Genomic DNA, 14,940 nt, shown 5'->3' with positions numbered 1-14,940 from the left:
CGACGGCCCCGGGTGCTGGCGGGTTCAGCCCACCGTCCACTTCTGGTTGGCGCCGCCCGTGCACGTCCAGATCTGCAACCGGGTGCCGTTGGCCGAGTTGTTCCCGGTCACGTCCAGGCACTTGTTCGCCTGTGGATTGACGATGTCGCGGGCCGCCGGGAGGGCCCACTTCTGGGCGGGGCCGCCGTTGCAGTCCCACAGCTGGACGGGCGTGCCGTCGGCCGTGCCGTTGCCGGTGACGTCAAGGCACTTGCCGAGCGCCCGGATCGTGCCGTCCGAGCCCACCGTCCACTGCTGGGCCGCCGTGCCGTTGCAGTCGTAGAGCTGCACCGGGGTGCCGTTGGCGGAGTTCGCGGCGGCCACGTCCACGCACTTGCCCGCCAGGCCCCGGATCGGGACACCGGCCGCGCTGTTGCTGGTCGTCACCGACACCGAGTCGACCACCAGTTGGGCCGGGAACTGGGTGGAGCCGTCCGGGTCGCCCGGCCAGTAGCCGCCGACCGCCAGGTTCAGGATCAGGAAGAACGGCTTGTTGTACACCCAGGTCTTCCCGCCCAGGTCGGCGGGCGTGCGGCGCTGGTAGACGTTGCCGTCCACCGACCAGGTGATCGAGTCGGGCGCCCAGTCGACGGCGAAGGTGTGGAAGGCGTCCGCGAAGGCCTGGCCGCCCGGCAGGGTGTAGCCGGCGCCTATGCCGCCCGAGCCGGAGTAGCCGGGGCCGTGGATCGTGCCGTGCACGGTGGAGGGCTCAAAACCAACGTTCTCCATCACGTCGATCTCGCCCGAGTCCGGCCAGTTCACCGGCGTGCCGAGCATCCAGAACGCGGGCCACATGCCCTGTCCACGCGGGATCTTCATCCGGGACTCGACATGGCCGTACTGCGCGGTGAACTTCCCCGAGGTGTTCAGCCGGGCCGAGGTGTACTGGCAACTGCCGTACCAGCACTGGTAGCCCGCCGGATTCTCCTTCCGGGCCGTGATGACCAGGTGCCCCTGGCCGTCCAGGGCCGCGTTCTTGGTGCCGGAGGTGTAGTACTGCCGCTCGTGGTTGTTGACGTTGTCACCTGTCTCCAGTGTCCACTTCGAGGAGTCGACGCCCGAGCCGGCGGCCCCGTCGAAGGTGTCGGAGAAGGTGGAGACGGCCGCGGCGGTCGCGGCGGCCGGGGTGGTGCCCTGCGCGCGGGCCGGACCGACGGCGGCCGGGGTGGTGCTCTGCGCGCGGGCCGGACCGACGGCGGCCGGGGTGGTGCTCTGCGCGCGGGCCGGACCGACGGCGGCCGAGCCGACCAGCGCGGCGGACAGAGCGGCGAACAGACATCTGCGGAGCAGGCGTGGGGAGGGCATGACTCTCCGTTCGGCGTGGGGGGTGAGATGCCCTCTTGATTCAAGGCGTGAGATAAGAACGGGTCAATACTCTGGTCCGGACCAGTTTCTGACGCTCACTCAGTTTCCGTCGGCTTCACCCGGCGGTGCACCGACCGTCCGAGGCGCCGGCCGAGCAGCAGCCAACCGAGCAGCGCACCCGTGGTGTTGAGGATGACGTCGTCGATGTCGAAGGCCCGCCCGGTGACCAGTGCGCCCTGGAACAGCTCCACCATCAGCATCACCAGAGCCGTGAGCACCAGCACGTGGAGCATTCCCCGGGCGCGCGGCGCCAGGACCGGGACCAGCACGCCGAAGGGGACCCCGAGGAGCACGTTCCCGCCGATCTGCTTGACCGTGTCCCGCCACGACGCGTACTCGAAATAGGCCGACAGCGAGCGCCCGGGGTGCAGATTGCTGTGCGTCAGCGACACCGACGCCGGGGACGGCTGCAGCGTGAGCCGGGCCAGCACGACGGCGAACGCCACCATGAACGCGAAGGCGATCAGCATCGCCAGCAGTCGCAAGGGGAGCGCGAGGGCGTGCGGTGCGGCCGCCGGGCGGGTACGGGCGGGCCGCTCCCGCTTTTTCGGCGTACGCAGCACGGTGGGCAGGCGCAGCGCGGTCCGGGCCATTCGGTCACTCTCCTGGAATAGGCAACGTCCCCGTTTCACAGCGCGGTTACCCCTGAACCGGCGCGGAATGCCGCCGCCCGGAGGGCGGCCGGAGCGCGTCGGCGGTTTCCGTTCACGCCTCCGGGGCACTCCGGCCCGGGACCCGCGTGCCGCCCGCCCTCCGGGGCCGGGCGGTGCTTGGATGCCCCGAGCGGCGTATCGCCACGAAACGCCGCACAACCCTGCCGAGCGGACCGAGGAGGCGGCGATGACCGGGCGCACGGCCCCGCGGACCACCACCCGTACGGTCCTGCTCGCCCTGGGCGAGCTGCTGGCCTGGTGGACCGCCCTCGCCCTGCTGTGGCTGGTGTTCATCACCTCGGTCGACACCCTGGAGCGGATCGTCGGCGCGAGTGCCGCGGCGGCGGGGGCGCTGCTGGCCCGGGCCGGGCGGCGGGCGGTGAACTGGCGGTGAACGGCTGGATCCTGGCGGCGACCGTCGTGCTGGCCGGGGGAGGGGCGGCCGTCCTGTGGGGTGTGACCTCCGGTCCGATGTCCCGCCGGGTCGTGGCGCAGAACCTGGCCACCTCCGTGGCCTGCCCGGTCCTGTTGCTGCTCGCCCAGGGCTACGACCGGCCCGCCTACGTCGACCTCGCCCTGCTGATGGCCCTCCTGGGCCCGATCGGCACCCTCGTCTTCGCCCGGCTGCTGGCCGTTGACCTGGCGGGTGACCGACCCAGGGCCGGTCGCGGGAGTCCCGCCTGCCGGGCGAACGGCGGGGCTTTCGCAACAGGCCCTGCCGCCTGGGGACCGACCTGGGCCGCGGCCGCACTGGGCGCGGTGGTCGTGGTGGCCGTGTGCGTGGCCACCGGACCGGGCCGGGCCATGGTGAAACTGCTGGTGACCGGCGCTCTGCTGATCGGTGGGAACGTCATCGCCTCCCGCGCGCTGTCGGGCGGGTTCGAGGGGGTGCGCGGTGGCTGACACGGTGCCGGGAGGTCGTCCGGGAGGTACGGCATGGCCGACGCGGTGATCGTCGTGGCGCTGCTCCTGGTGGCCGGCTCCGCCACCGCCGCGGTGGCGGTGCGCGACCCGGCGCGCCAGGCCCTCGTGCTGTCCGTGCTCGGCGTCGCGCTGGCCGTCCTGTTCACCGTGCTCCAGGCCCCGGACGTCGGTCTGTCGCAACTGGCCGTGGGCTCCGCGCTCACCCCGCTGCTGATCATGCTGGCGGTGCGCAAGGTCCGCCGGTGCGGCCGGACCGGGGACGAGACCCGGTGAGCCGCCGGCTGCGGCTGTGGCTGCTCGCCGTGGGCGGCGCCGGGGTGACGGCCCTGCTGGTCGCCGCCGGCCTCGACCTGCCCTCCTTCGGCGGCCCGAGCCACCCCTACGGCGACCGGGCCGTCCGGGCCTCGCTCGCCCGGCACACCGCCAACACCATCGCCTCCGTCAACTTCGACCAGCGGGCCTACGACACGCTCGGCGAGATGGGCATCCTGTTCGCCGCCGTCCTGGGCTGCGTCGTGCTCCTGCGGCAGGCTCGCGACGAGCACCGCGCGGAGCCGGAACCCGCCGAGGTGGCCCGGCCCGTCCGCCGCTACGCGCTGATCGTGCTGCCCGTCGCCCTGGTCACCGGGATCTACGTCGTCGCCCACGGCCAGCTCAGCCCCGGCGGCGGCTTCCAGGGCGGGGTCGTCGCCGCGACCGCGCTGCACCTGCTGTACCTCGGCGCCGACTACCGCGCCCTGGAACGGGTCCGCCCCATCGGTCTCTTCGAGGCCTCCGACGCCCTCGCCGTCTGCGCCTACCTGGTGCTGGGCCTCACCGGCATCCTCGCGGGCACCGCCTTTCTGGCCAACACGCTGCTGCCGTACGGGACGTTCAACACCCTGGCGTCCGGCGGCATCGTCCCGCTGCTGAACGCGGCCGTCGGGGTGGAGGTGGCCAGTGCGGTGGTCGTGCTGCTCGCCGGGTTCCTGGACCAGGCCGTCGAGATCGAGGAGCAACAGGGGAGTTGAGAGCGCCGTGATGCACGTGCTGCCCTACCTGGTCGCCGCCTACATCTTCCTGGCCGGTTGCTACGGCCTGGCCACCAGCCGCAACCTGATCCACGCGGTCGGCTGCCTGGCCGTGTGCCAGTCGGCCACCTACGTCCTGCTCCTGGCGGTGGGCTACCGCGACGGGGCCACCGCGCCCGTCTTCTCCGACCTGAAGCCGGGCTCGCGGCCGGTCGTCGACCCGGTGGTGCAGGCCCTCACCCTCACCGACATCGTCGTCGGCGCCACCGTCACCGCCATGCTGCTCGCCCTCGTCCTGCAGATCGCCAAACGGCACGGCACGGTCGACCCCGACGAACTGAGAGAGCTGCGCGGCTGATGCACCATCTGCTCCCGCTGCTGGTCGCGGTGCCGCTGCTCGGCGCGGCGCTGCTCGTGGCCATGGGCCGCTTCGTGCCCCGGGCCGCCGCCGAGATCACCGGCTGCGCGGTCTCCGGCGGCACGGCCGCGCTCGCCCTGGTCCTGCTGCTGAACTCCTCGCCCCCGCTGGTCGAGTGGGCCGGCGGCCGGCGGCCCACCGGCGGCGGCAGCGTGGGAATCGTGCTGGTGGGCGACGGTCCCGCGCTCGGCATGGCCATGCTCGCCTCGCTGCTCACCCTGGCGGCGCTCGCGTACTCCTGGCGGTACTTCGACGAACCGCCGCGAGGCCACGCCGGCTCCTTCCCGGCGCTGATGCTGGTCTTCCAGGGCGCTATGTGCGGCTTCGCGATCGCGGGCGACCTGTTCAACGCCTTCGTGTTCTTCGAGCTGATGAGCGTGGTCGCGTACGCGCTGACCGGCTACCGGATCGACGAGGCGAAGGCGGTGCAGGGCGCGCTGACCTTCGGGGTGGTCAACTCCCTCGGGGCGTACGCGCTGCTGATGGGCATCGGGCTGCTGTACGCCCGCACCGGTGAGCTGGCCATGACGAGGATCGGCCGGGGTCTCGACGCGCACGGCGCACCGGACGCCCTGGTCCTCGCCTCCTTCGTGCTGGTGCTGACCGGGCTGCTGGTGAAGGCCGCCGCCGTACCGTTCCACTTCTGGCTCCCGGACGCGCACGCCGTCGCGCCGACCCCGGTGTGCATGCTGCTCTCCGGCGTCATGGTCGAGCTCGGCTCGTACGGCGTCTGGCGGGTGTACGGCACCGTCTTCGCCGGACCCGGCGGCATCCCCGCCGCGGGGCTGACCCGCGCCCTGGTCACGCTCGGCACGCTCACCGCCGTGACCGGTGCCGCCATGTGCTGGTACCAGCGGCACATCAAACGCCTGCTGGCCTACTCGACGGTCGCGCACACCGGCCTGTTCCTGGTCGGTCTCGGCGTGCTCATCCCCGAGGGCGACGACGGGATCGCGCTGTACATCCTCGGCCACGCCGGTGTGAAGGCCGCGCTGTTCGCCTGCGCCGGCGCCCTGCTCGACCGGTACGGCAGCGTCGACGAGCACGCCCTGCACGGCAGGGCCCGGGAGCTCGGCGCCTTCGCGGTGATGTTCGCCGTCGGCGGCCTCGCCCTCGCCGGTCTGCCGCCGTTCGGCACGGCGCTCGGCAAGGCGATCGCCGAGGAGTCGGTGGGCGGCCCGCTCACCGTGGTGTTCGTGGGCGCGTCCGCGGTCACCGGCGGAGCCGTGCTGCGGGTCACCGCCCGGGTGTTCCTCGGCCTGGGGCCACGCCCGCGGGACGCCGAGTACGAGACCAGCGGCTCGGACGAGCGGCCGGAGACCCGAGGCATCCTGCGGCGTGTCCCGGACAGCATGACGGCGGTGCCCGCCGTGCTGCTCGCCGCCGCGTTCGCCGCCGGAGTGGCCCCGGGCTTCGGTGATCTGGTGTCCCGGTCCGTCAACGAGGCCGGCTCCGGCGGCGCCCACGCGTCCGCGCACTGGACGCTCGCCGGCGTCCTGCTGGGCCTGCTCTCGGCGCTGCTCGCCGTGGCCCTCGCCGCGCTCGCCGTGGCCCGGCCGGGCCGGGTGGGCGCCCCCGACCGGGCCCTGCCCCTGCGCCGGCTGCAGTCGGGCCATGTCGGCGACTACGTGGCCTGGCTGCTGGTGGGCGCCACCGCGCTCGGGGCGCTGGCCCTGCCGGGCCTGCTGGGCGGCTGAGGTCAGGCCCCGTAGGACACGTGCACCTCCTTGAACCCGAGGGAGCGCAGCAGCCCCTGCAGCATCTCGGTGGTGTTGGACTCGGCCCGCCCGGTCAGCCCGCTGCTCTTCGCGGCCTCGCCGATGTGCCGTACGGCGAGCTTCTGCACCGCCTGTTCGCCGTTGGGATTGTCCGAGAACAGGTCGCCGAGCCGGTCGAGCAGACCGCGCTGCTTGGACACGGCGTAGGAGCGGTCCGGGTCCAGGGCCGGCCTGCCGAGCCGCGCGTGCGGCAGCCGGAGCGTGGCCTTCGTCCGGTCGCCGTCGACCGACACGTCCTTGTCCCCGATCGCGCCGAGGTCCACAAAGGCCTCCACGGTGCCCGCGCCGACGTACAGGGTGCGGGTGCCGCGGATCGCGTCGGGCAGGAACTTCGCGTCCTTCTCCAGGTCCACGACCACCTGGAAGTTGCCGGAGGCGGCGTCGTAACGGCTCATGTCCTGGATGGACTTCAGGAGCGCGGGGCCGCTCCGGTCGTGCGTCTCGGTGCCGAACAGGTCCTTGATGCCCGGGAGTACGGCCAGCCGGATGCCCGCGAACAGCACCACCAGCACCAGTACGAACGCGGTCACCGCCTTGGCCCAGCCCGGCATGCGCCGGGGCAGGCGTCTGACGTGAGTCGTCATGGCGACCCTCCTTCCTGCTGACACTGATGCCCGCCAAACGCGGTGCCAGACCGGAGAGTCGGCCGGAAGAGGGGGCCTGGAGCGCGCGCCGTACCACGGCCGGGGCTGGCGCGCCCGGCGCACCGCTGCCCGGGGTGGGGGAGTGCCGCCAGTAGCATGACGGCGCAGCCCGTGCTGATCATGCGAGGAGCGGATCGTGCGAGACATCGCCGTCTTCAGTGGCAGTGCCCATCCCGAGCTGGCCGAGGAGGTCTGCGCACACCTCGGAGTGCCGCTCAGCCCGACCCGGGTCAGCCGGTTCGCCAACGACTGCCTGGAGGTGCAGCTCCAGGCCAACTGCCGGGAGCGGGACGTCTTCCTGATCCAGCCGCTGGTCCGGCCGGTGCAGGAACACCTGGTGGAACTGCTGATGATGTGCGACGCGGCCCGGGGCGCCTCCGCGGCCCGGATCACCGTCGTCATGCCGCACTACTCCTACGCCCGCTCCGACAAGAAGGACGCGCCCCGCATCTCCCTCGGCGGGCGGCTGGTCGCCGACCTGCTGGTGGCCGCGGGCGCGAGCCGGGTGCTCGCCATGACCCTGCACGCTCCCCAGGTGCACGGCTTCTTCTCGGTACCGGTGGACCATCTGCACGCCCTGCGCGAACTGGCCGAGTACTTCGGGCGGTACGACCTGACGTGCACCACGGTGGTCTCCCCGGACCTCGGCAACGCCAAGGAGGCCGCCGCCTTCGCCCGGCTGATCGGCGCCCAGGTGGCGGCCGGCGCCAAGCAGCGGTTCGCGGACGACCGGGTGAGCATCAGCTCCGTCATCGGCGAGGTCACCGACCGGGACGTCATCGTCCTGGACGACGAGATCGCCAAGGGCAGCACCGTGCTCGAACTGCTGGACAAGCTGCGCGAGATGAGGCCGCGCTCGATCCGGGTGGCGTGCACGCACGGGCTGTTCGCGGCCGGCGCTCTCAAGCGGCTCGGCGAGCAGCCGGACGTGCTGGAGATCGTCTGCACCAACACCGTGCCGGCCCCTGCGGACGAGCAGACCGACAAGCTCCGCGTCCTGTCGATCGCGCCGGCCCTGGCCGAGGCCGTGCGCCGCATCCACAACGGTGAATCCGTCAGCGCCCTGTTCGAGGAGCCGCGCGGCGTCTGACCCTCACAGGGAGCCGGACGCGGCCTCGGACTGCTCCAGGGCGGCGTCCAGCGTCGGCTGCGGCGGCAGCAGCCGGGACAGGCCGGTGACCCGCAGCACCCGGAGGGTCAGCGGATGGGTGCACACCAGGTGCAGCCGTCCGCCCCGTTCCAGCACCCGGCCGCGCGCCCGGTACAGCAGGCGCAGCCCGGAGCAGTCGAAGAAGTCGACGGCGCGCAGGTCGATCACGATACGGGCGCCGGGCTGACCGGTCGCCCGGTCCAGCGCGGGCACGATCTCGGCCGCCGCCGCGATGTCGATCTCACCGCTGAACTCCAGCACGGTGTGTCCGCGCTCCTCACGCACGCGCAGATGCCGGGTGCGTGGCGTGGGCTCCTGTCGCACGACGGCACCACCTCCCACCCGCGCCCGGAAAAGCATGTCCCTCGACCGTCAAGTTACCCTCGATGGAAGGAATTTGAGCATGTTCGATTGACATATGTCTTCGGGTTTCACGCGTGTCGCGCTGTGGCGTGGGTGACAAAGCGGCGGCGGCGCGCGAGCGCGGGCCGGCGGCGACCGGCCCGCGCTCCCTCTCCTGCCCAGGTCAGTCCCCCAGCAGGACCAGCTTGCCCGTCGTCCGGCCGGTCTCGCCCAGCTCGTGCGCCTTGGCGGCATCGGCGAGCGGGAAGGTCCCCGCGATGGTGGCGCGCAGCCTGCCCGACTCCGCCAGTTCCGCCACCGCGTTCATCCCGGACCGGTCGGCGTCCACCAGCATCCGTACCGCCCGCACCCCGAGCCGCTCGGCCTCCTCGTGGAACTCCCGCGAGCCGACCGGCAGGATCGACACCACGACACCGCCCGGCCGCAGCACCCGCAGCGACCGCACGGAGGTGTCCCCGCCGAGGGTGTCCAGAACGACGTCGACGTCCCGTACCGCCTCGGTGAAGTCGGTGGAGCGGTAGTCGATCGCCTCGTCGACGCCGATCTCCCGCAGGAAATCGTGCTTACCGGCGCTCGCGGTGCCGATCACGTACGCGCCGCGTGCCTTGGCGATCTGCACGGCCACGTGCCCCACCCCGCCGGCCGCGGCGTGGATCAGCACCCGCTGCCCGGGCCGCACGTCGGCGTGTTCGGTCAGGGCCTGCCAGGCGGTCAGCGACACCAGCGGGAGCGCGCCCGCCTGGACGTGGTCGATCGAGGCCGGCTTGTGCGTCAGGGCGCGGGCCGGGACGGTGACGTACTCGGCGTGCGAGCCGTGACCGAAGGGGTAGGGCAGCATGCCGAAGACCTCGTCACCGGGCCGGAAGGCGGCCACGCCGATCCCGGTCTCCGCGACCTCGCCGGCGACGTCCCAGCCGAGGACGAACGGCGGCTCGCCCAGGAATCCGCCGGTCGCCCGGTGCTTCCAGTCGGTCGGGTTGACCCCGGCGGCCCGCACCCGGACCAGCACCTCGTTCGGCCGCGGCACGGGCCGCTCCACCCGTACCTCCTTCAGGACCCCGGGACCGCCTAGGACGTCCTGGCCGATGGCACGCATCGTGTTCACATCGCTCATGGTCACCCAGCCTGCCGGGCGGCGCCCGTCCGGGAAATGGCAGGATGGCCAAGCTCCGATAGGATCGTGCCATGCGTGGCACAGTGAGCCCGGAACGGGTGGCGGTTTTGGCTCTCGACGGCGTCTACCCCTTCGAACTGGGCATCCCCAGCCGGATCCTCGGCGCCGCCGACGGCCGCTACGAGGTGCTGACCTGCAGCGTCGACGGCCAACCGGTACGCAGCAGCGCGGACTTCACGATCGGCGTGGAACACGGCCCCGAGCTGCTGGAGACGGCGGACACGGTGGTGGTCACCTCCGTCCCTCCCGCCTACCTCCCCACCGAGCTGCCGGAGGCCGTCGCCGCCGCCCTCGCCCGGATCCGCCCCGACGCGCGGATCGTCTCCATATGCACCGCGGCCTTCGTGCTGGCCGAAGCCGGACTCCTCGACGGCCGCCGGGCCACCACCCACTGGCACGTCGCCGACCTGTTCCGCAGCAGATACCCGCGGGTCGCGCTGGACCCGGACGTGCTGTTCGTCGAGGACGGCCGGATCCTGACCTCGGCAGGGGCCGCCGCAGGCGTCGACATCTGCCTGCACCTCGTCCGCAGCGACCACGGCAGCGCCCTGGCCAACTTCGTCGCCCGCTGCTGTGTCGTCCCCCCGTTCCGGGAGGGCGGCCAGGCCCAGTACATCGAGCGGCCGGTCCCCGAGAACGGCTCCTCCGGCACGGCCGCCACCCGTGCCTGGGCCCTGGAGCGACTGGCCGAGCCGCTCACCCTGGCCGAGCTCGCCCAGCACGCCCGGATGAGCCTGCGCACCTTCGCCCGCCGGTTCAACGACGAGGTCGGGGTCAGCCCCGGCCGCTGGCTCATCCAGCAGCGCGTCGTCCGCGCCCGCCACCTGCTGGAGTCCAGCGACCTGCCGGTGGACCGGATCGCCGCCGAGGTCGGCTTCGCCACCGGTGCCTCCCTGCGGCAGCACCTGCACGCCTCCATCGGGGTCTCCCCGCAGGTCTACCGGCGGACGTTCCAGGAGGCCCGCTGAACGTTCCGGGCCCGCCCGCCGTCCAAGGAGCGGAGAACGGCAGCCGGGAACAGGGGTGGGACATGCGCGCGGGACTCGTGGCAGTGGCGGTACTGGCGGCCGTGGCGGCGGTGGGATGCGACGACGGCACCGGTGTACGGGTGGTGGTCCGCGGCACGCCGCCGGCCACCCCGTACGACGGACCGCTCCACGTGGCCACCCGGAGCACGGACGAGTCCGGTCCGCGTGCGCTGCGCCAGGCCTCCGGGGCGGCCGGCCGGGCGCTGGAGTGCGACGGGGAGATCTACGACGGCGGCGGACCCGACGGCTGGAGCAGGGTCGACGGAGGTGACACGCCCGAGGACGGGCTGAAGCTCTACTTCGACATGTTCGAGCCCGTGCAGCCCGACCACGGCTTCCGCGCGGAGCGCGCGGAGGTGGACCGGGTGCTGTACTCCTTCGACGTCCACGGGCGCACCAAAGTGGCCGTCGTGGTGGCCAAGGACCAGCCGGGGCGCCCGGGTTGGGGACCGGAGACCAACGCCTCCTGCGATCCCGCCGAACTCCCCGCGCGCTACACCGAGGCGGCGGGCCTCGAGGTGTGGACGGACCGCGGCGGCAGGCGCGTACCGGTGCGCACGCTCAGCGGTTCGGCCGGACCGGAGCACTGCGGCTGGCAGTCGGCCCGCTTCCTCGTCCTGGACGACCGTACCTACGCCCGTGACCCCGAGGGCGTGCTCGCCCGGGACGGCCTGCTCCGGGCGCCGTACCGCGCGCACGTGCGGATGCCGGCGACGGCCCGTGACACCGGGTACCACCACCGCGGACTGCGGCTGTGGCTGACGGACGACCGGGACACCGCCTACGTCCGCACCGCCGCCGGAGTGGAGGCCTGGCCGGAGGTGAAGAGCGGCGTCGGCTGCAAGTGAGGGCTCAGCGGCTGCGGTGCAGCGCGACCAGCAACTGCCAGACCTGACCGGCCACTTCCTCCGGCGTCCCGGCCAGCAGCCCGTGCAGCCAGTCCGCGAGCACGCCGGCGAACGTCGCGGCCACCGCCGAGGCGACCAGCGGGGCGTCCGCGGCACCCGCCAGTTCGCGCTCGGCCAGGCTGCGGGCCCGCAGGTCCCGGTGCAGCACCCGGCCGAGCGGCCCGCCGCCGCCCGGCGCCAGCAGGGAGCGGTACAGGGCCGCGTGCGGGGCGAGGCCCGCGAAGAACTCCCGCAGCGCCGGCGGGGCGTGGACCGGATCGGGCCGCCCCCGCCAGGCGTGCAGCGCGTCCACCGCCTGCCGTACGACGTCCGCGCAGGCGTCGACCGCCAGTGCCTCCAGCCCGTCGTAGTGCACGTAGAACGTGGCCCGGCCCACCCCGGCCCGGCGTACCAGCGCGGCCACGCCCACCTCCGCCAGCGGGCGTTCGGCGCACTCCTCGAGCAGGGCCGCACGGAGCCGGGCGCGGGTGCGGGCCGCGCGCGGGTCCTCCTGGGGTGCCCGGTTCACCGGGCGGCGAGGACGGCCGCGAGGGCGACCGCGCCGGGCAGTGCCTGGGCGAACAGGATGCGGCGGTTCGCCGTGACGGCGCCGAACACGCCCGCCACCACCACGCAACCCAGGAAGAACACCCGCGCCCCGAACCCCGTCGGACCGGCCGCGACGAGCCCCCACACCAGACCCGCCGCCAGAAAGCCGTTGTACAGGCCCTGGTTGGCGGCCAGCGGAGCGGTGGCCCGGGCCAGGTCCGGACCGAATCCGTGCAGGCTCCGCCCGGGCTGCCGCTGCCACAGGAACATCTCCAGCACCAGGATGTACACGTGCAGCGCGGCCACCAGGCCGACCAGCACCTTCGCCACGAGTTCCATGACCGGTGGGCCTCCTCTATTTCTTGGACGGGTGTCCAGAATAACCGGACACCCGTCCAGGAAGTCACTCGGGGGCCATGGCACCCCCGCGCAGCTCCCGCGCCCGCAGCGCCAGCTGCGTCTCGAAGCGCGCCTCCGGGTCGTGCAGCAAGTCGCCGAACAGCTCGTCGAGCTGACGCATCCGGTACCGGACCGTCTGCGGGTGCACCGCGAGGCGTGCGGCCACCTCGGCGACGCCCCGGCCGGATTGCAGCAGGGCCAGCAGGGTCTCCGCGAGCCGCTCCCGCTGCGGCGGGCGGACCTGGTCCAGCGGGCGCAGCCGGCGCTCGGCCATCGCGTCCAGCAGCGCGTCGTCGCGCAGGAGCAGCAGCGTGGGCAGGTGGTCCTGGCAGCGCAACACGCCACCGGCCGGGTCCGGGCCGGCCAGCACCCCGCGCCGTACGAGGCCGAGGGCCTCCGTCGCCCAGCGCAGCGATCTCGCCCCTTCGTGCAGCGCCACCGGCGGCCCCATCGCGGCGGGCAGCCCCTGCAGCGCCCCGGCCACCGCACGCGCCCGGCCCGGCCCCTCCGGATCGGGCACCACCAGCAGCGCGGGCTTCAGGTCGAACCGGGTGAGGAACTCCGGCGGCACGATCGGAGCCGCGCCGGGGCCGGGGTCCACCGCCACCACCGCCACCGCCCGCGGCACCGTCCAGTGCGCGGCGTGCGCCAGATCGGCGATCGCCCCCGCCGGAGCCGGCGGATCGGCGGTCAGCAGGTCCGCCAACCGGGCCCGGCGCTGCTGGAGTTCACCGGCCGCGTGCAGCCGGGCCTCGGTGTAGGCCGCGGTCGCGGCGGCCGCCATCTCGTCCAGGTGCAGGAACAGCGCCTCGCCGAAGGCGCCCAGCACGTCGCGGGGGAGCAGCCCCTCGTCCACCAGCGCGTTGACCCGGCGCCAGGTGACCCGGGCGCCGAGCCGCAGCGCCGACTGGAACGAGTCGAGGCTGCGGCCCTCCTCGGCCTCCCCGCGGCCGATGCGCTCGTACGTCTCCTTGACCGGCCGCCAGTCGGTGTCCGGCTGCGCCATCCGCTCCAGCAGTCCGCGCAGCGCGTGGTCCACACCCCGGTGCACGCCCTGCATGTAGGTGTCGTCCATCGGGCGCGCGTATTCGGCTATCTGGGTCCCGATGGCGCGGACGACCTCCTCGGTGATCTCGGCTGCGTACGGTCTGAGGCGGTCGGGAAGTCCAGGGGGCAACGCCTTGAACGGGCCGCCCGTGTCGGCGCCCACCGCCGCGGCTCTCTTCGGCACGGCGGCGACGATACCCGCGAGTAACCCGCACGGGCTCATCGGTGGACAACAGTTGTGGGGGCCACTTTTGTGCGCCGATGACAGACGTCCCCGTGGACGGTGGCCCGGACACGCCTTGATCGCCTCCGTGCGCGGACGGAAGGCGGACGGTCACACTTGACGGCGTTCGCACGTCGTACGAGCGAGAACCGATGCCGAGGAGGCACCACCATGACCCCGCCGCCCGCCCGCACCGCCGAACAGCGCAAGAAGGACACCCTCCACCGGCTGGAGCACGACGTGGACGCCTGGGTGGCCACCGCGGGCGCGGACGGCGGCGCCCCCTACCTCGTCCCGCTGTCCTTCGTCTGGGACGGCGCCACCCTGCTGATCGCCACCCCGGCCGAGAGCCCCACCGGGCGCAACCTGGCGGCCACCGGACGGGCCAGGCTGGGCATCGGGCCGACCCGCGACGTCGTCATCGTCGAGGGCACCGTACGGGCCGTGGCGCCCGAGGACCTGCCGGAGGAGGACGCCGAGGTCTTCGCGGGGAAGACCGGCTTCGACCCGCGGCGGCTCGCCACCCGCTACCTGTACTTCAACGTGCTCCCGCGGCGCGTCCAGGCCTGGCGCGAGGAGAACGAGCTGGCGGGACGGGAGCTGATGCGTGACGGAGCGTGGCTGGTCGCCGACTGAATCGGTGGGACGGGGATATCAGCAGGGAGACAGAGAAGTACGGAACTCCCCGGGAGGAAACATGCCCCTCGTGACCGCGGGCGTCGTGGTGCTGGACTGTGCCGAGCCGGAGAAACTCGCCGAGTTCTACCGGCAGTTCCTGGACGGCGAACAGACGGACGCGTCCGCCAACCTGGTGGAGATCCGGGGCGGCGACGGCCTCCGGCTCGCCTTCCGCCGGGACGCCAACGCGACCCCGCCGAGCTGGCCGCGCCCGGAGAACTCCCTGCAGGCCCATCTGGAGTTCCTGGTCGCCGACCTGGACGAGGCGGAGCGCCGGGTGGTGGGGCTCGGCGGCCGGCCGATCGAGGCGGGGGACCCGGCGGGGACGTACGAGGAACGCGGCTTCGCCGACCCCGCCGGACACTCCTTCACCCTGCGCCTCGTGCCGTCGCCGGCACCGAAGCAGGGATGACGGACCTGGCCCTCTCGTCTGGATCATGCCGGGCTCGCGGGCCCTGGCACCGCCCCTCGCCGCGTTGTCGTCGGGGGGCCAGGGGGCCCCCAGGGGGGCCCCCCCCCCGCGGGGGGGGCCCCGCCCGCCCCCCCCCCCCCCAGCCCCCCGGGCCCGACCCCGGGGGGTATAAACAAAAACCAGCCCCCCACACAAATAA

At 73.4% G+C, this 14,940-nt stretch carries 19 protein-coding genes; 11 read left to right on the top strand and 8 right to left on the bottom strand.

What is annotated here, in order from left to right; translation table 11 throughout:
* Window positions 1-24 precede the first annotated feature (24 nt).
* Both ACFVVO_RS30695 and ACFVVO_RS30690 read right to left on the bottom strand, forming a co-directional pair.
* Window positions 25-1,344, bottom strand: coding sequence for a ricin-type beta-trefoil lectin domain protein (locus ACFVVO_RS30695; RefSeq protein ID WP_390059250.1), 1,320 nt, complete (start codon window positions 1,342-1,344; stop codon window positions 25-27).
* Between the two features lie 95 nt (window positions 1,345-1,439).
* On the bottom strand, window positions 1,440-1,997 hold the full coding sequence (locus ACFVVO_RS30690) for a VanZ family protein (protein WP_390059249.1): 558 nt from the start codon (window positions 1,995-1,997) through the stop codon (window positions 1,440-1,442).
* Between the two features lie 247 nt (window positions 1,998-2,244).
* On the opposite strand from ACFVVO_RS30690, the gene ACFVVO_RS30685 reads away from it, so the two are divergent.
* Genes ACFVVO_RS30685 through ACFVVO_RS30660 form a run of 6 tightly spaced genes read left to right on the top strand, consistent with a single transcriptional unit; the run spans window position 2,245 to window position 6,106 of the window.
* Window positions 2,245-2,451 (top strand): hypothetical protein, encoded by a 207-nt coding sequence (locus ACFVVO_RS30685; protein WP_390059248.1) that lies wholly within the window; start codon window positions 2,245-2,247, stop codon window positions 2,449-2,451.
* On the top strand, window positions 2,448-2,960 hold the full coding sequence (locus ACFVVO_RS30680) for a monovalent cation/H+ antiporter complex subunit F (protein WP_390059246.1): 513 nt from the start codon (window positions 2,448-2,450) through the stop codon (window positions 2,958-2,960). The genes ACFVVO_RS30685 and ACFVVO_RS30680 overlap by 4 nt, the downstream gene beginning before the upstream one ends.
* Window positions 2,961-2,993: 33 nt before the next feature.
* Window positions 2,994-3,254, top strand: coding sequence for a Na(+)/H(+) antiporter subunit B (locus tag ACFVVO_RS30675; RefSeq protein WP_390059245.1), 261 nt, complete (start codon window positions 2,994-2,996; stop codon window positions 3,252-3,254).
* On the top strand, window positions 3,251-3,991 hold the full coding sequence (locus ACFVVO_RS30670; protein ID WP_390059244.1) for an MnhB domain-containing protein: 741 nt from the start codon (window positions 3,251-3,253) through the stop codon (window positions 3,989-3,991). The genes ACFVVO_RS30675 and ACFVVO_RS30670 overlap by 4 nt, the downstream gene beginning before the upstream one ends.
* A gap of 10 nt (window positions 3,992-4,001) precedes the next feature.
* Window positions 4,002-4,349: a sodium:proton antiporter gene (locus ACFVVO_RS30665; protein ID WP_390059360.1), complete on the top strand. Its 348-nt coding sequence runs from the start codon at window positions 4,002-4,004 to the stop codon at window positions 4,347-4,349.
* On the top strand, window positions 4,349-6,106 hold the full coding sequence (locus tag ACFVVO_RS30660) for a complex I subunit 5 family protein (RefSeq protein WP_390059243.1): 1,758 nt from the start codon (window positions 4,349-4,351) through the stop codon (window positions 6,104-6,106). The genes ACFVVO_RS30665 and ACFVVO_RS30660 overlap by 1 nt, the downstream gene beginning before the upstream one ends.
* A gap of 2 nt (window positions 6,107-6,108) precedes the next feature.
* On the opposite strand, the gene ACFVVO_RS30655 is transcribed toward ACFVVO_RS30660, so the two are convergent.
* Window positions 6,109-6,771 carry a DUF4230 domain-containing protein gene (locus ACFVVO_RS30655; RefSeq protein WP_390059242.1) on the bottom strand — a complete coding sequence of 221 codons (663 nt, stop codon included), beginning with the start codon at window positions 6,769-6,771 and terminating at the stop codon, window positions 6,109-6,111.
* 196 nt (window positions 6,772-6,967) lie between these two features.
* Here ACFVVO_RS30655 and ACFVVO_RS30650 point away from each other — a divergent pair, with 196 nt between their 5' ends.
* Complete coding sequence (locus ACFVVO_RS30650; protein ID WP_390059241.1) at window positions 6,968-7,921, top strand: ribose-phosphate diphosphokinase; 954 nt, start codon at window positions 6,968-6,970, stop codon at window positions 7,919-7,921.
* A 3-nt stretch (window positions 7,922-7,924) separates the two neighbouring features.
* Here ACFVVO_RS30650 and ACFVVO_RS30645 read toward each other — a convergent pair whose 3' ends face one another.
* On the bottom strand, window positions 7,925-8,341 hold the full coding sequence (locus tag ACFVVO_RS30645) for an anti-sigma factor antagonist (protein ID WP_390059240.1): 417 nt from the start codon (window positions 8,339-8,341) through the stop codon (window positions 7,925-7,927).
* Window positions 8,342-8,507: 166 nt separating this feature from the next.
* Window positions 8,508-9,458: an NADP-dependent oxidoreductase gene (locus ACFVVO_RS30640; RefSeq protein ID WP_390059238.1), complete on the bottom strand. Its 951-nt coding sequence runs from the start codon at window positions 9,456-9,458 to the stop codon at window positions 8,508-8,510.
* A 71-nt stretch (window positions 9,459-9,529) separates the two neighbouring features.
* Here ACFVVO_RS30640 and ACFVVO_RS30635 point away from each other — a divergent pair, with 71 nt between their 5' ends.
* Complete coding sequence (locus ACFVVO_RS30635; protein WP_390059236.1) at window positions 9,530-10,486, top strand: GlxA family transcriptional regulator; 957 nt, start codon at window positions 9,530-9,532, stop codon at window positions 10,484-10,486.
* Between the two features lie 62 nt (window positions 10,487-10,548).
* Complete coding sequence (locus ACFVVO_RS30630) at window positions 10,549-11,394, top strand: hypothetical protein (RefSeq protein WP_390059235.1); 846 nt, start codon at window positions 10,549-10,551, stop codon at window positions 11,392-11,394.
* A gap of 4 nt (window positions 11,395-11,398) precedes the next feature.
* Here the strand turns inward: ACFVVO_RS30630 and ACFVVO_RS30625 are convergent, their stop codons facing one another.
* The 3 genes from ACFVVO_RS30625 to ACFVVO_RS30615 form a co-directional block, all read right to left on the bottom strand.
* Complete coding sequence (locus tag ACFVVO_RS30625; RefSeq protein WP_390059234.1) at window positions 11,399-11,962, bottom strand: TetR/AcrR family transcriptional regulator; 564 nt, start codon at window positions 11,960-11,962, stop codon at window positions 11,399-11,401.
* Complete coding sequence (locus ACFVVO_RS30620; protein WP_390059232.1) at window positions 11,959-12,321, bottom strand: DUF1304 domain-containing protein; 363 nt, start codon at window positions 12,319-12,321, stop codon at window positions 11,959-11,961. Before ACFVVO_RS30620 ends, ACFVVO_RS30625 begins: the two co-directional genes overlap by 4 nt.
* A 64-nt stretch (window positions 12,322-12,385) precedes the next feature.
* Window positions 12,386-13,612: a helix-turn-helix domain-containing protein gene (locus ACFVVO_RS30615; protein WP_390059230.1), complete on the bottom strand. Its 1,227-nt coding sequence runs from the start codon at window positions 13,610-13,612 to the stop codon at window positions 12,386-12,388.
* Window positions 13,613-13,822: 210 nt separating this feature from the next.
* On the opposite strand from ACFVVO_RS30615, the gene ACFVVO_RS30610 reads away from it, so the two are divergent.
* Together ACFVVO_RS30610 and ACFVVO_RS30605 are read left to right on the top strand one after the other, a co-directional pair.
* Complete coding sequence (locus tag ACFVVO_RS30610; protein ID WP_390059228.1) at window positions 13,823-14,287, top strand: pyridoxamine 5'-phosphate oxidase family protein; 465 nt, start codon at window positions 13,823-13,825, stop codon at window positions 14,285-14,287.
* Window positions 14,288-14,348: 61 nt separating this feature from the next.
* Window positions 14,349-14,741 carry a VOC family protein gene (locus ACFVVO_RS30605; protein WP_390059227.1) on the top strand — a complete coding sequence of 131 codons (393 nt, stop codon included), beginning with the start codon at window positions 14,349-14,351 and terminating at the stop codon, window positions 14,739-14,741.
* Window positions 14,742-14,940 lie beyond the last annotated feature (199 nt).

This window comes from Streptomyces sp. NPDC058145 (genome assembly GCF_042884245.1).
Classification (GTDB): domain Bacteria; phylum Actinomycetota; class Actinomycetes; order Streptomycetales; family Streptomycetaceae; genus Streptomyces.
The sequence above is the reverse complement of the archived record's forward strand: the minus strand, read 5'-3'. Positions and strand labels throughout refer to the sequence as shown.

What these genes read in the sequence shown, in the direction of transcription:
- ACFVVO_RS30645 (WP_390059240.1), bottom strand. Translation starts at nt 8,341, where the DNA reads ATGCTTTTCCGGGCGCGGGTGGGAGGTGGTGCCGTCGTGCGACAGGAG.
- ACFVVO_RS30640 (WP_390059238.1), bottom strand. Translation starts at nt 9,458, where the DNA reads ATGAGCGATGTGAACACGATGCGTGCCATCGGCCAGGACGTCCTAGGC.
- ACFVVO_RS30695 (WP_390059250.1), bottom strand. Translation starts at nt 1,344, where the DNA reads ATGCCCTCCCCACGCCTGCTCCGCAGATGTCTGTTCGCCGCTCTGTCC.
- ACFVVO_RS30675 (WP_390059245.1), top strand. Translation starts at nt 2,994, where the DNA reads ATGGCCGACGCGGTGATCGTCGTGGCGCTGCTCCTGGTGGCCGGCTCC.
- ACFVVO_RS30690 (WP_390059249.1), bottom strand. Translation starts at nt 1,997, where the DNA reads ATGGCCCGGACCGCGCTGCGCCTGCCCACCGTGCTGCGTACGCCGAAA.
- ACFVVO_RS30620 (WP_390059232.1), bottom strand. Translation starts at nt 12,321, where the DNA reads ATGGAACTCGTGGCGAAGGTGCTGGTCGGCCTGGTGGCCGCGCTGCAC.
- ACFVVO_RS30660 (WP_390059243.1), top strand. Translation starts at nt 4,349, where the DNA reads ATGCACCATCTGCTCCCGCTGCTGGTCGCGGTGCCGCTGCTCGGCGCG.
- ACFVVO_RS30630 (WP_390059235.1), top strand. Translation starts at nt 10,549, where the DNA reads ATGCGCGCGGGACTCGTGGCAGTGGCGGTACTGGCGGCCGTGGCGGCG.
- ACFVVO_RS30665 (WP_390059360.1), top strand. Translation starts at nt 4,002, where the DNA reads ATGCACGTGCTGCCCTACCTGGTCGCCGCCTACATCTTCCTGGCCGGT.
- ACFVVO_RS30685 (WP_390059248.1), top strand. Translation starts at nt 2,245, where the DNA reads ATGACCGGGCGCACGGCCCCGCGGACCACCACCCGTACGGTCCTGCTC.
- ACFVVO_RS30610 (WP_390059228.1), top strand. Translation starts at nt 13,823, where the DNA reads ATGACCCCGCCGCCCGCCCGCACCGCCGAACAGCGCAAGAAGGACACC.
- ACFVVO_RS30605 (WP_390059227.1), top strand. Translation starts at nt 14,349, where the DNA reads ATGCCCCTCGTGACCGCGGGCGTCGTGGTGCTGGACTGTGCCGAGCCG.
- ACFVVO_RS30635 (WP_390059236.1), top strand. Translation starts at nt 9,530, where the DNA reads ATGCGTGGCACAGTGAGCCCGGAACGGGTGGCGGTTTTGGCTCTCGAC.
- ACFVVO_RS30655 (WP_390059242.1), bottom strand. Translation starts at nt 6,771, where the DNA reads ATGACGACTCACGTCAGACGCCTGCCCCGGCGCATGCCGGGCTGGGCC.